This window comes from Streptacidiphilus sp. PAMC 29251 (assembly GCF_054208735.2).
In genome coordinates this window covers 7,898,375-7,911,949 of the sequence record NZ_CM135725.2, presented here as the reverse complement: position 1 = coordinate 7,911,949, position 13,575 = coordinate 7,898,375, and the positions used below count along the sequence as shown (strand labels likewise).

Annotated in this window: 12 protein-coding genes; 6 read left to right on the top strand and 6 right to left on the bottom strand. The window is 71.4% G+C overall.

The window, feature by feature from the left end; all coding sequences use genetic code 11:
- Position 1: 1 nt before the first annotated feature.
- From ACXKR8_RS37480 to ACXKR8_RS37465, 4 genes are all read right to left on the bottom strand, one after another.
- Positions 2–955: a site-specific recombinase gene (locus tag ACXKR8_RS37480; protein ID WP_458269001.1), complete on the bottom strand. Its 954-nt coding sequence runs from the start codon at positions 953–955 to the stop codon at positions 2–4.
- 152 nt (positions 956–1,107) lie between these two features.
- Positions 1,108–1,515 (bottom strand): DUF308 domain-containing protein, encoded by a 408-nt coding sequence (locus ACXKR8_RS37475; RefSeq protein ID WP_462099987.1) that lies wholly within the window; start codon positions 1,513–1,515, stop codon positions 1,108–1,110.
- Positions 1,512–1,757, bottom strand: a complete 246-nt coding sequence (locus ACXKR8_RS37470; RefSeq protein WP_462099986.1) for a hypothetical protein — start codon at positions 1,755–1,757, stop codon at positions 1,512–1,514. Before ACXKR8_RS37470 ends, ACXKR8_RS37475 begins: the two co-directional genes overlap by 4 nt.
- Before the next feature lie 84 nt (positions 1,758–1,841).
- Entirely contained in the window at positions 1,842–2,090 is a 249-nt protein-coding gene (locus ACXKR8_RS37465) for a VOC family protein (RefSeq protein ID WP_462099985.1), read from the bottom strand.
- Between the two features lie 660 nt (positions 2,091–2,750).
- Between ACXKR8_RS37465 and ACXKR8_RS37460 the strand changes: the two genes are divergently transcribed.
- Positions 2,751–4,232, top strand: a complete 1,482-nt coding sequence (locus ACXKR8_RS37460) for an SDR family oxidoreductase (RefSeq protein WP_458268998.1) — start codon at positions 2,751–2,753, stop codon at positions 4,230–4,232.
- A gap of 395 nt (positions 4,233–4,627) precedes the next feature.
- A complete protein-coding gene (locus ACXKR8_RS37455) occupies positions 4,628–5,491 on the top strand; it encodes a glycoside hydrolase family 19 protein (protein ID WP_462100714.1) in 864 nt (287 codons plus the stop codon).
- Here ACXKR8_RS37455 and ACXKR8_RS37450 read toward each other — a convergent pair.
- Positions 5,443–6,258 carry a hypothetical protein gene (locus tag ACXKR8_RS37450; RefSeq protein WP_462099984.1) on the bottom strand — a complete coding sequence of 272 codons (816 nt, stop codon included), beginning with the start codon at positions 6,256–6,258 and terminating at the stop codon, positions 5,443–5,445. The two genes, ACXKR8_RS37455 and ACXKR8_RS37450, sit on opposite strands and share 49 nt — an antisense overlap.
- Positions 6,259–6,436: 178 nt before the next feature.
- Here ACXKR8_RS37450 and ACXKR8_RS37445 point away from each other — a divergent pair, with 178 nt between their 5' ends.
- From ACXKR8_RS37445 to ACXKR8_RS37430, 4 genes are all read left to right on the top strand, one after another.
- Positions 6,437–9,700: a choice-of-anchor D domain-containing protein gene (locus ACXKR8_RS37445; RefSeq protein WP_462099983.1), complete on the top strand. Its 3,264-nt coding sequence runs from the start codon at positions 6,437–6,439 to the stop codon at positions 9,698–9,700.
- A gap of 8 nt (positions 9,701–9,708) precedes the next feature.
- Entirely contained in the window at positions 9,709–10,098 is a 390-nt protein-coding gene (locus ACXKR8_RS37440; RefSeq protein WP_462099982.1) for a discoidin domain-containing protein, read from the top strand.
- 154 nt (positions 10,099–10,252) lie between these two features.
- Complete coding sequence (locus tag ACXKR8_RS37435) at positions 10,253–11,560, top strand: class I SAM-dependent methyltransferase (protein ID WP_458268994.1); 1,308 nt, start codon at positions 10,253–10,255, stop codon at positions 11,558–11,560.
- A 130-nt stretch (positions 11,561–11,690) separates the two neighbouring features.
- Positions 11,691–12,794, top strand: coding sequence for a hypothetical protein (locus ACXKR8_RS37430; protein ID WP_458268993.1), 1,104 nt, complete (start codon positions 11,691–11,693; stop codon positions 12,792–12,794).
- 67 nt (positions 12,795–12,861) lie between these two features.
- Here ACXKR8_RS37430 and ACXKR8_RS37425 read toward each other — a convergent pair whose 3' ends face one another.
- Positions 12,862–13,542 carry a nucleoside/nucleotide kinase family protein gene (locus tag ACXKR8_RS37425; RefSeq protein ID WP_458268992.1) on the bottom strand — a complete coding sequence of 227 codons (681 nt, stop codon included), beginning with the start codon at positions 13,540–13,542 and terminating at the stop codon, positions 12,862–12,864.
- Between the last annotated feature and the right edge of the window lie 33 nt (positions 13,543–13,575).

Sequence of the window (13,575 nt, the reverse complement as noted above, 5' to 3'; positions counted from 1 at the left end):
GTTAGATATCGCAGTACTGCGCCGCAGCACCCACAGTTGCGCCGGACGGGTGCGCGCGACCCGTGCCGGTCGACCGGGTGTGGTGCAGCTGGCGCAGGGTCCAGCCGTGCAGTTCGCCCAACTGCCGACTGTCGGCCAGCGGGTTGGCCAGCAGTCGGGTGGCGTGCTCGAAGATGTTCTCGGCGTGCCGGACCGGCAGCCGGGTCCAGCCGGTGATCGGGCACCGGTCACGGGCCGGCACCGCCTGCGGGCCCAGGGCCGCGGTCAGGAACAGCGGGCCGCTCCTGCGGACGCCGATCAGATGCGCCAGCGAGCGGATCGTGGCCGGCTGCCAGGGCAGCCGCCGACGGGTGCGGTCCTTGGCGGAGGGCAGCACGTCCTCCACGTTCAGGGCCAGCACGCCCTCCAGCGGCAGCGCGGTCTCATGGACCAGCCGCCACAGGGTCCGCTCCCGCAGCGGCGCCTCCAGCTGCCACAGCCGGGCGATCTGATGCGGCGACAGCAGTTGCACCGAGGACGGCGACGAGGGCCGCCGTTCGATCCCCTGGGTGGGATCCGCGCTGATCCAGCCCTGGCCGCGCCACCAGCGGATCGCCTTGCGCAGGATCGACAGCTCGCGCTGCACGGTGTCCGAGTCCACCGCGTCCGCCCTGGCGGCGGCGGACTCGGCCAGCCGCCGCGGCAGGCCCGGGTCGTCCAGCACCGCCAGGGCCAGCGGCGGCGGTTCGGCCCCGCGTCGGAACGGTCCCAGCGGGGTGGGCCGACCGGCCAGCAGCCAGGACCAGTTGACCAGGGAGATCCGGTAGATCCGGGCCGAGCTCTCGGAGATCCGGGCGGCCAGCAGGTAGCAGTCCACCGCCGTCAGGTAGTCCGGCGGGCCGGCCGCCGGGAACAGCAGCCGGCCGCGTGGCGGTGGCCGCATCGTCCCGCGCTCAGGTGCGTGCGCGACAGTCACCCGGTCCCACCTCTCTCGGAGTCGGCCTGAGGGGTCGGCTCCCAGAGTGCGGTGCGGCTCGGGGCGGTACAGCCGTGCGACACGGGGCAACCGGGCCGCGTCACCCGCTCGGCTGACCGCCGAGGGGCTCCGGGGTCAGCCGGCGCGCCTGGTCAGGTTGCGCGCCTGGTGAGGTTGCGGAGCTGTACGGCGTGGGCGATCTCGGTGATGCCGAGGACGACCAGCGCGATCCCGGAGACGACCGCGAGGACGGTCAGCGAGCCGAACGGGGAGACGATCAGCACGATCCCGGCCAGGGCCGTCAGCACGCCCAGGAAGGTCTGCCAGCCGCGGGCCGGGAGCCCCTCGGTGGAGACCGCCATCGCGGTCAGCATGACGCCCTGGAGCAGCCAGCCGAAGCCGATCCACAGCGCGAGCAGCAGGATCGACTCGGCCGCGCCGCGGAAGCAGATCAGGCCCAGCAGCAGGCTGAGCGCGCCGCTGACGAAGCCGACGGCGCGCATCGTGCCCGGCACGTGCGAGCCGAAGGCCCCCGCCAGCTGGAACACACCGCTGATCACCAGGTAGATCCGAACAGCACGCCGACGACGGCGAGGGTGGCGTGCGGCCAGACCAGGACGACGATGCCCAGCACGACGGACACCACCCCGGCCGCGATCAGGACCTGCCAGGCGGCGTCGGCCAGGGCGATCAGCCCGGGGCTGCCGAAGCGGGGCACGCCGGGCTGCGGAGCACCGCTGTGCGGATCGCCGGCGTGGGGCCCGGTGGGTCCGGTGGGGTGCGGACCGGTGGTGGAGGTCATGGCGCCTACCTCTCGCAGGATGCACTGACTTGCTCAGTGACATCCTCGTCCGGTTCCCGGTTCTTCGCCTGCTGTCGCGAGGTTCTACTCGTCGGCACTGATCAGCGAGAACTGCGCGCCCTCGGGGTCACGGAGCCGCGCCACCCGTCCGTACGGCGTGCTCTCGACCGGTGCGAGCAGCGTGCCGCCGAGCCTGCGGGCGTGCTCGGCGGCGGTGTCGGCGGTCGCGACCGAGAAGAAGACCCGCCACAGCGGACGCTCCGGCAGCGCGGACGCGGTGGGTTCGGCCGTCCGCATGGCGGCGATCCGGCGTCCCGCGGCGCGCAGCACCACCCGCTCGTTCTCCAGGACACGTCCAGGTCGCTGCGGTCGTGGACGGCCCAGTCCAGCACCGCGCCGTAGAAGAGCGCGGCGGCGAACGCGTCGGTGGAGAGCTCCATCCAGGACGGGGCGCCGAGCATCCGCAGCGCCCGGGCCGGGCCCGGCACCCCCTGCCACAGCCCGAAGACCGCGTTGTTCGGGTCGACCGCGACCGCGGGCCCGGCCCGAGGTGAAGTCGAGCGGGCCGATCCCCACCGTGCCGAGGTGCTCCCGGGTCCGCTGGACCGCCCGCTCGATGTGTCCTCGACGCCGAAGAACACGGTCCAGGTCGGCGCGCGCCGCGCCAGCCGGGCGGGACGGAGCCCACCCCGGCGGTCCAGGCCCCCTGCACCATGGCGTAGGAGTAGTGGCCCCAGTCCTCGTCCACGGAGTCGAACTGCCAGCCGAGCAGTTCGCCGTAGAAGCGCTGCGACGCCTCGGGGTCGGTGGACAGCAGGCCGACCCAGCTGGGGGCACCGGGAACACACGGCACCCTGGACCCGCCGGTTTCTGGAAGCACCCGTCGCCCCTCTCCTGCCTCGTCCTGTGAGTCAGCGCCTCTGTCTGAGTCAGAGTCTGGTGTCCCTGGTCGCAGGACGCGACAGCAGCACCGCCATGCGCTCTGCTGGAGCCATGGAATCAACTACCACGTGCCTGGTCACCGGTGGCACGGGCTACATCGGCGGGCGGCTGGTCCCGGTGCTGCTCGCGACCGGGAACAGCGTGCGCTGCCTGGTCCGCGACCGGCGCCGGCTCCGGGACCAGCCCTGGCACCAGCAGGTCGAGGTGGCCGAGGGCGATGTGACCAGGGCGGAGACCCTTCCCGCCGCCTTCGAGGGGGTGGATGTCGCCTACTACCTGGTGCACGCGCTGGGGACGGGCTCGACCTTCGAACGCACCGACGCCAGGGCGGCCGAACTCTTCGGCAAGGCGGCCGCCGCGGCCGGGGTACGGCGGATCGTGTACCTCGGCGGGCTGGTCCCGCAGGGCGTACCGGCGGAGGAGCTGTCGCCGCACCTGCGCTCGCGGGCCGAGGTCGGGCGGATCCTGCGGGCCTCGGGCGTGCCGACGGCGGAGCTGCGCGCGGCCGTGGTCATCGGTTCGGGGTCGGCGTCCTTCGAGATGCTGCGCTACCTCACCGAACGACTGCCGGTCATGGTCACACCCAGTTGGGTGAACACCAGGATCCAGCCCATCGCCGTCCGCGACGTGCTGCGCTACCTGGCCGGCGCCGCGGAACTGCCCGAGGACGTCAACCGCTCGTTCGACATCGGCGGCCCGGACATCCTGACCTACCGCGAGATGATGCTGCGCTACGCCGCGGTGGCCGGTCTTGCGCACCGGCTGATCGTCCCGGTCCCGGTGCTGACGCCGACCCTCTCCAGCCACTGGGTCGGCCTGGTCACCCCGGTCCCCCGGGCGATCGCCCGGCCGCTGGTGGAGTCGCTGCGGCAGGAGGTGGTCTGCTCCGAGCACGACATCGCGGCCTATGTGCCCGATCCCGAGGGCGGACTGCTGGGGTTCGAGCAGGCCGCCGGGCTCGCCCTGAAGCGGATCAGGGAGGCCGAGGTGGAGACCCGCTGGTCCTCCGCCTCACTGCCGGGCGCGCCCAGCGACTCGCTGCCGAGCGACCCGGACTGGGCCGGCGGCAGCCTCTACCAGGACGACCGCACGCTGACCGTGGACGTGGACCCGGCCGCGCTGTGGCGCGTGGTCGAGGGCATCGGCGGCGAGCACGGCTGGTACTCCTTCCCGCTGGCCTGGGCGGTCCGCGGCTGGCTGGACCGGCTGGCCGGCGGGGTCGGCCTGCGCCGCGGCCGGCGCGACCGGGACCGGCTGCGGGTCGGCGACTCGCTGGACTTCTGGCGGGTCGAGGAGCTCACCCCCGGGCGGCTGCTGCGGCTGCGCGCGGAGATGCGGCTGCCGGGGCTGGCGTGGCTGGAACTCAGCGTCGAGCAGGACCAGGAGGGGCGGACCCGTTACCGGCAGCGCGCCCTGTTCCACCCCCGCGGCCTGGCCGGCCACCTCTACTGGTGGTCCGTCGCCCCCTTCCACGCCGTCGTCTTCGGCGGCATGGCCCGCAACATCACCAACCAGGCCCGCGCCGAGGCCTAGCGGAACTGTGCCGAGGCGTCGCCGAACTGGAAGGTCTGCCCGCCAAGTCATTGACAGGTATAGACCAGGGCGGGTTGAGTCATGTCATGTCCCCGACCGGGCCGTCCCTCGTGGCGGACCCGAGGGGGACAGACCTGTCCTCAACCACGTGCGGCCCCACCCGCACGAAGGAGTGACCGCATGTCGCGACAACGCATACTGGCGTTCCTCTCGGCCCTCGCCCTGCTCACCGGCCTGGCGTTCGTCCTGCCGACGGCCTCGGCCTCGACCGTGGGCTGCGCGGCGGCCTGGAGCTCGACCGCCGTCTACACCAACGGCGGTGTCAGCTCGTACAACAGCCACAACTGGATGGCCAAGTGGTGGACCCAGAACGACACCCCCGGCGGTTCGGTGGGGTGTGGACGGACGAGGGCGCCTGCGGCGGCGGCACCACCACGCCGCCGACCACACCGCCCGCCGGCGGCAGCTGCTCCTACCCGGCCTGGGCGGCCGGCACCTCGTACGCCACGGGCGCGATCGTCCAGTACAGCAACGGCCTGTACTACGTGGCGACGCATGACAACCCGGGCTACGACCCGACCATCAGCACCTGGTACTGGTCGCCCTACAGCTGCTCCGGCGGCGGCACCACGACGCCTCCGAGCACCGGCGGATTCCCGGTCAGCGAGGCTCAGTTCAACCAGATGTTCCCGAGCCGGAACTCCTTCTACAGCTACAGCGGCCTGGTCGCCGCGCTCAGCGCCTACCCGGCCTTCGCCGCCACCGGCAGCAGCACCGTCCGGGCCCAGGAGGCCGCCGCGTTCCTGGCCAACGTCAGCCATGAGACCGGCGGACTGGTCTACATCACCGAGATCGACCAGTCGGGAAACTACTGCGCGAGTGAGCCGTACGGCTGCCCGGCCGGGACGTACGCCTACTACGGGCGCGGTCCGATGCAGCTGAGCTGGAACTTCAACTACAAGGCCGCCGGCGACGCGCTCGGCATCGACCTGCTGGACAACCCCAACCTGGTCCAGACCGACGCCTCGGTCGCCTGGAAGACCGGGCTCTGGTACTGGGACACCCAGAACGGCCCCGGCACGATGACCGCGCACAACGCCATGGTCAACGGCTACGGCTTCGGCGAGACCATCCGCAGCATCAACGGCGGCCTGGAGTGCAACGGCAACAACACCGCCGAGATGCAGGACCGGGTCAGCAAGTACCAGAGCTACGCGGCGATCCTCGGGGTCACCCCCGGCGGCAACCTGACCTGCTGAACACCATTGGCACCAGGCTGCACTGACCAGGCGTCATGAGACGGCCCCGCTCCCCGCACCCGGGGGGCGGGGGCCGTCCGCTCCTCCGGTCCGTCCGAACGCCACTGCTGGCAGGCGAGTTGGACGGCCAGGGCGGCCGTCCCCAGCACGGCCACCAGCAGGCCGTGCAGATGGTCCGCGTCCGCGTGGAACCAGAGCAGCGCGCCCACCAGCACCGGCAGCGTCGCCAGATCGACGGCGAACAGCGGCGGTCGGACCCTGGGCGGCATCGGGCGGCGGCCGACCCGGAGCATGAGCAGCACGACCAGCAGCGGCGCGGCCGAGGCCCCGATCCCCCAGAGCCGGTCGCGGGTGCTGTAGCCGTAGACGTAGGCCGTCTTCCCGCCGGCGCCCACCTGGACCAGCTTGCCGCCCCACAGCGTCGCGGTGGCCGGCTGGCCGGTCGTCAGCCCGAGGAAGAAGTAGTCCGTCCCCGAGAGCACCGCCCTGCGGGGCCCGCCGGGCAGCCCGGTCAGCGTCACGCCATGGGTGTAGCCGAGGAAGTAGCGCCTGCTGTAGGCGTTTCCGGTGATCGGTTTGTCGATCAGGGAGGTCACCTTGACCGGCAGGCTGCGCAGGCAGGGCGCCGAGGCCGGGGCGCCCGCCGCACACGGTGCCGCGTCCTCAGGACCGAGCGCCAGCAGCACCGCGCCCCAGTAGCCGACCAGTACGACCGCCAGCAGTGCCAGCACCAGGCTGGACCGCCGCATCCCCTGACGCTTCGTCATCGTCATCGCCCCTGCTCCAGGATCGCGCGCGGGGCCAACTTCCGCCACCAGCAGGGCTGCTGACTCTCCGGTCAATCGCACTCGGCATCATGTCGAGATTTTGCAAACATCGGTAGACATCTTGTGGTCATCTGTCAGAAATGATTAGGTGAGGCCCCCCACCCCAGAGGAGCCGTACGTGTTCCACTTCCCCCTTCGCGCCCAGCGGCGTGCATCCGACCGGACCGTCCCCCGAAGGGCTCGGCGGCTGGCGGCGGGTGTCACGGCCGGCGTCCTGCTGGCCGCCGCACCGCTGCTGGCGCTGCCGGCCACAGGGGCCGCCGCGGCGACCGCCCCCGGGGCCGCCGTGCCGTTCACCGAGTACCTGGCCGCGAACGCCACCACCAACGGCAACGTACTGGCTCCCGACTACACCTACGGCACCCTGGCCTCGGAGGCGACCGGCCGTCAGGCGGTGCAACTGGTGGGCCAGGGCAAGTATGTGTCGTTCACGCTCACCGCCCCGGCGAACGCGGTGGACTTCCACTACGCGCTGCCCGACTCGCTGGACGGCGCCGGGCTGACCGCGCCGCTGAGCGTCTACGTCAACGGCGCCAAGTCCCAGGACATCCAACTGGCCTCCAAGGACAGCTGGCTGTACGGGGCGTACACCTTCACCAGCAACCCGGCCGACGTCGGCGATCCGCAGAGCGCGGTGCCGCACGACTTCTACAACGACGTGCGGACCATGTTCCCCTCGGTGCTCCCGGCCGGCACCGTGGTCAAGCTGCAGATCGACGCCGGTGACACCGCGCCCTGGTACGCCATCAACACCGCCGACTTCGAGAACGTGCCGGCCCCGCTGCCCAAGCCGGCCGGCTACCTCGACGTCACCCAGGCGCCCTACAACATCGACAGCACCGGCGTCGCCGACGCCACCACCAAGCTGCAGCAGGCGATCAACGACGCCTCCGCCGCGGGCACCGGGGTGTACCTGCCGCAGGGCCTGTACGACATCACCGCGCCGATCGGCCTGAACAAGGTCGGGGTCGCCGGAGCCGGCGAGTGGTACACCGAACTGACCGGCCACAACGTGGAGTTCCAGGGGAACGTCGGACAGACCACCGGGGTCACCGTGCACGACCTGTCGATCTTCGGCAACGTCAACACCCGTGACGACAGCGACGGTTCGGTCAACGGCTTCAACGGCGGCTTCAACAACACCACCATCTCCAATGTCTGGATCCAGAACGCCAAGGTCGGCGCCTGGATCGTCGGCGCGACCACCAATCTGAAGCTGCAGAACATGCGGATCCAGGACACCCTCGCCGACGGCATCAACTTCGACGGCGGGGTCACCAACTCCTCGGTCAGCAACAGTTTCCTGCGCAACACCCAGGACGACGGCCTGGCCCTGTGGTCCTCGACCAACGACAGCGGCGACGTCTTCGACCACAACACGGTCGACTCGCCCGGACTCGCCAACAACATCGCCTTCTACGGCGGTTCGGACAACAGTGCCACCAACAACCTGCTCCAGGACACCGTGACCCGCGGCGGCGGCATCCACGTCGGCAACCGCTTCGGCGCGGCCGCCCTCGCCGGGACCACCACCATCAGCGGCAACAAGCTGGTGCGCACCGGCCAGTTCGACCCCGGCTGGGACTACGGGGTCGGCGCGATGTGGTTCTTCGCCCTGGACTCGGCGATGACCGGGACCATCAATGTCACCGGCAACGAGATCGACGACAGCCCGTACGAGGCGTTCCAGTTCGAGGGCACGCTGGAGGGCGGCAAGCCGATCAGCGGGATCAATATCAGCAATGACACCGTCAACAACGTCGGCACCTATGTCTTCCAGGACCAGACCTCGGGTTCGGCCAGCGTCTCCGGCGTGACCGCCACCGGCGTCGGGGTCGGCGGGGTGGAGGACTGCGGCTCCGGCTTCGCCCTCAACACCGGCTCCGGCAACAGCGGCTGGTCGACCGCGGCCACCTGCGGCTTCCCCGCCAACGCTCCGGTCACCTCCTTCCCGAGCACGGTGACCTTCCAGAACGCCACGGTCGGCCACACCACCCCGGTGCAGAAGGTCACCGTCTACAACGCCGGACGCTCGGCCGCCGCCCTCGGCGGGATCTCCGCCACCGGCGGGTTCACGGTCACCCCGGACGCCGCCAAGCCCTGCGGCAGCAGCCTGGCGGCCGCCAATGACACCGACCCCGGCATGTGGTGCCAGGTCGACGTCGCGTACACCGCGCCCGCCTCGGGCATCACCACCGGCACCCTGACCATCCCCAACAGCCAGTCCGGCGGCGCCCGCACGGTGCAGCTGATCGGGACCGACGGCGGCACCACGGTGAACACCCCGGTCTCGGCCAGCCCCGGCTCGCTCGCCTTCGGCAGCATCGCCGTGGGCAGCACCACCGCGGCGAAGACCGTCACCGTCAGCAACCCGGGCCCGGGTTCGGCCACCCTCAACTCGATCACCGCCACCGGCCCCTTCGCCCAGACCAACACCTGCGGCGGCACGCTCGCCGCCGGCGCCTCCTGCACCGTCAGCGTCACCTTCACCCCGACCACCGGCGGGGCCCAGACCGGCACCCTGGCCGTCGCCAACTCCACCACCGCGACCCCGGTCGGCACCGCGCTCAGCGGCACCGGGGTCTCCTCCACCACCAACCTCGCGGCGGCCGCCACCCTCACCGCGAGCAGCAGCACCGGCGGCTTCCCCGCCTCCAACACCAATGACGGCAACACCAGCAGCTACTGGGAGAGCAACAGCAGCGCCTTCCCGCAGTGGCTGCAGGCCGACCTCGGCTCGGCCCAGCAGGTGGGCTCGCTCACCCTGGACCTGCCGCCGGCCACGGCCTGGGCCAGCCGCACCCAGACCCTCTCGGTCCTGGGCTCCACCGACGGCAGCACCTGGACCACGCTCAAGGCCTCGGCCGGCTACACCTTCGACCCGGCCACCGGGAACACCGTCAGCATCAGCCTGCCGACCAGCAGCGTCCGCTATCTGCGGCTGAATGTCACCGGCAACACCGGCTGGCCCGCCGCGCAGTTCTCCGAGCTGCAGATCTTCCCGGGCGGCGGCGGTACCGGCACCGGCGGCGGCAGTACCGCGCCCGCGCTGGCGGCGGCTCCGGCCAGCCTGACCTTCACCGGTCAGACCGTCGGCAGCAGCAGCGCGGCGCAGACCACCACCGTCAGCAACCACGGCACGGCGGCGGCCACCCTCGGCGCCGTCACCGCCACCGGTGACTACAGCGACAGCACCACCTGCGGCAGCACCCTGGCCGTCGGCGCCTCCTGCACCGTCAGCGTGACCTTCAAGCCCACCGCCACCGGGACCCGCGGCGGCAACGTCTCGGTCAGCTCCAACGACCCGGCCGGACCGCTCACCGTGGCGCTCAGCGGCACCGGCAACGCGGCCGGCGGGGCGGCGGCGGCAACCTGGCGCTGACCGCCACCATGACCGCCAGCGGCACCACCCAGGGCTACGCCCCCGGCAACACCAATGACGGCAACACCAGCAGCTACTGGGAGAGCACCGACAACGCCTTCCCGCAGTGGCTGCAGGCGGACCTGGGGAGCGCCAAGAGCGTCAGCACGGTCACCCTGGACCTGCCGCCGGCCACGGCCTGGGCCAGCCGCACCCAGACCCTCTCGGTGCAGGGCTCCACCGACGGCAGCAGCTGGACCACGCTCAAGGCCTCGGCCGGCTACACCTTCGACCCGGCCACCGGCAACACGGTCACCATCACCGTCCCGACCAGCACCGTCCGCTATCTGCGGCTCAATGTCACGGCCAACACCGGCTGGCCCGCCGCCCAGCTCTCGGAGGTGCAGATCTTCTCCTGACCCGGCCCTCCCCGGTGGGCGGCCGGCCTTGCTTCCAGGCGTTCCCCGGCTCGAAAATACAATCTAGATGTATATAGCAACTTATGTGTATGGTGCTAGCGGCTCGGGGAGTCGTAGGTAAGTGGTAAGAGGATCGATTGTGAGGCTGGTTCCCATGGATCAGGCAGCAGGACGGCTCGGCACACTGCTGGCGGAGGCACTGGGCGGTCCGTTGCCGCTGCGGTTGCGCGCCTGGGACGGCAGCGAGGTCGGCCCCAAGGACGCCCCCGCACTGGTCGTCCGCAGTCGCCGGGCCCTGCACCGGCTGCTGTGGAAGCCCGGCGAACTCGGACTGGCCCGGGCCTGGGTCGCCGGGGAGATCACCATCGAGGGCGACCTCTACGAGGCGCTGCGGCGGCTGGCGCCGCTGGTGTGGCAGCACGACGACAGCGAAGCCGCGGCCGAGAGCCGCGCCCGCCGGCTGCTGCCCGATCCCCGGCTGCTGCGACTGGCCGGACAGGTGCTCGCCCTGGCCGGCCCGGCACTGCCCCCGCCGCCGCCGCGGGAGGAGAACCGGCCCCGCCGCGGCCTGAAGCACAGCCTGCGCCGCGACCGGGCCGCGATCAGCCACCACTACGACGTCGGCAACGACTTCTACCGGCTGATCCTCGGCCCCTCGTTTGTCTACTCCTGCGCCTACTTCGACAGCCAGGACACCGCGCTGGAGGACGCCCAGGCCGCCAAACTCGACCTGGTCTGCCGCAAGCTCGCGCTCCGCCCCGGTCAGCGGCTGCTCGACGTCGGCTGCGGCTGGGGCTCGATGGTGCTGCACGCGGCCGAGCACTACGGCGTGCACGCGGTGGGCGTCACCATCTCCGTCGAGCAGGCCGAACTCGCGCGCAAGCGCGTGGTGGAGGCCGGTCTTGCGGACCGGATCGAGATCAGGGTGCAGGACTACCGCCAGATCGACGACGGCCCGTTCGACGCGATCTCCTCGATCGGGATGGCCGAACACGTCGGCGCGGTGGCGTACCAGACGTACGCGGAGCAGCTGTACGGACTGCTGCGGCCCGGTGGCCGACTGCTCAACCACCAGATCGCCCGGCCCCCGCGGGCCGACGAATCGACCTACGCGGTGGATGAGTTCATCGACCGCTATGTGTTTCCCGACGGGGAGCTCGCTCCGGTCGGCAGCACGGTCTCCGCGTTGGAGAAAGCCGGTTTCGAGGTGCGCGACCTGGAGTCCATCCGGGAGCACTACGCACTCACCCTGCGGGCCTGGGTGACCAACCTGGAACGCAACTGGGAAAGGGCGGTGCACCTGGTCCCACCAGGGCGGGCCCGGGTGTGGCGGCTCTACATGGCGGCGTCGGCGGTGGCCTTCGAACAGAATGGAATCGGCGTCAACCAGATCCTCGCGGTGCGTACCCGCGTGGGCGGCGAAGCCGGTATGCCGCTGGTTCGAGGGCCCTGGAACGGATGAGAAATGCATGACATCGGGCGGCCCGTTGCGAACCCCGGTCGAGTGATATCCGGCAACTGGTAACGCAACTGGTCGCAGTTGTGCCTACCATCACGGGAACGTATTGGTTCGGATGATGGGTAAGGCGCTCATGGCAGAAGCAGCAAGCAACAAGCTCGAGTCGGTACTTGCGGGTATTCGCGACTACCTCAGCGGGCAGTTGAACGACCTCGACAACGAACTCACAGCGGCCGGACAGTCCGTTGCGGAGCTGAACCAGGAGCTGACGGCGCGACAGGCGTCCGTCGAAAACCTGGTGGCCAGCCGCGACCTGCTGGTCGCCAAGCTGGGCGAACTCAACAGCGCGGCAACAGTTTCGGCGGCGGCGGTTTCGGCGGCGCCGAAGGCGGTGGAAGCAACCGAGGTGGTCGAGGCCACCGAGGTCGTCGTGGTCGTGGAGGCGGCCGAGGCCGCGCCCGCGGCCGTGTCGGCGCCGCTGACCAGGGAGGCACTGAACCCGAGCCAGCTCGCGGTCCTCGGCTTCCTGGAGACCACGCCGGGTGTGCACAAGGTCGCCGAGATCTCCGCCGACGTGAACGGCGCGGACGCGAGCAGCGCCGCGGTCCAGGCGATCCGCCGGGCCCTGTCCGTGCTCACCAAGGCCGGTCTCGCCGCCAAGTCCGCGCAGGCGGGCACCGCGTTCTACTCCGCCACCGCGGAGGCTCCGGCGAAGAAGCCCCGCAAGGCCGCCGCCAAGAAGGCGCCGGTGGCCAAGAAGGCGCTGGTCGCCAAGAAGGCAGCGGTCGTGGAGGCACCGGTGGTCGAGGTGGTCGTCGCCGAGGCTCCGGTCGTCGAGGCCCCCGTCGCGGAGGCCGTGGTCACCAAGGCAGCGGCCAAGAAGGCGGCGCCGAAGAAGGCCGCCGCCAAGAAGGCGACCCCGAAGAAGGCGGCGAAGAAGGCCCCCGCCGCCAAGAAGCCCACCGTCCCCGCCGCGCGGACCGCGCCGAAGGCCGAGTCGGTCACCCCGGCGAAGCCGGTGCGTGCGGACCGGGCGAAGATCGTGGCGACGCTGCAGGCGCTGCAGGAGCCGCAGTCCGCGGGCGAGGTGTCCCGGGCCGTCATGGGCGACGAGTGGAAGTCCTCGGACGCGACGAACTTCCGCAACGTGCTGAAGAGCATGGTCAAGGAAGGCGCCGTCGCCGAGCAGACCGGGGACGACAAGCGCGCCCGCTACACCGCCGCGGTCAACGTCTGACCAGCTGCCGCCGCTCCCCCGCCGTCACCGAGCAGTCCGACGGCGGGGGCGGATCAGCGGGTTTCCTTCATTGCGGCACGGCGATGACGCGGTTCGCCCGGTGCGCGGTGGCGGCGATCAGCCGTGCGTTGGGCTCGTCGTTGCCGGCCACCCAGGCTTCCGCCTCGGCCGCGGAACGCCCGTGGGCCCGGTGCCGCCGAAGCAACCGTTCCAGCCGGACCGGCTCCTCCGGGCGGAGGTACCACACCTCGTCGAGCAGCGGCGCGGTCTCCGCCCAGCGGCCCTGGTCCAGCAGCAGGTAGTTGCCCTCGACCACGACCAGTCGCACACTGCCCGGAATCGCGAGGGCCCCGGCGACCGGCTCCTCCAGTTCGCGCCGGAACTCCGGTGCGTACACCACCTCGTCGGCGTCGGCTCCGGCGTCCGTGCCGGTATCGGTGTCGGCGCGCAACCGCCGCAGCAGCGCCTGGAATCCGCCGACGTCGAAACTGGGCGGCGAGCCCTTGCGGTCGGCCAGTCCCAGCTGCCGGAGCACCTGGTTGGCCAGATGGAAGCCGTCCATCGGGACGCAGGCCGCCAGCGGCCCCAGCGCCGCGCAGAGTTCGGCGGCCAGGGCGCTCTTTCCCGCCCCCGGCGGGCCGGTCAGCCCCAGCAGGCGCCGTCCGCCGGGCCGCAGCAGCGCCCGTGCCGACTCGGCCAGGTCCGGCACCGACCACGGCAGCACCGGGATCTCGTCTGCATCGCTCATAGGGCACTGTACTGCGGGTGGCGGGGCCGCTGC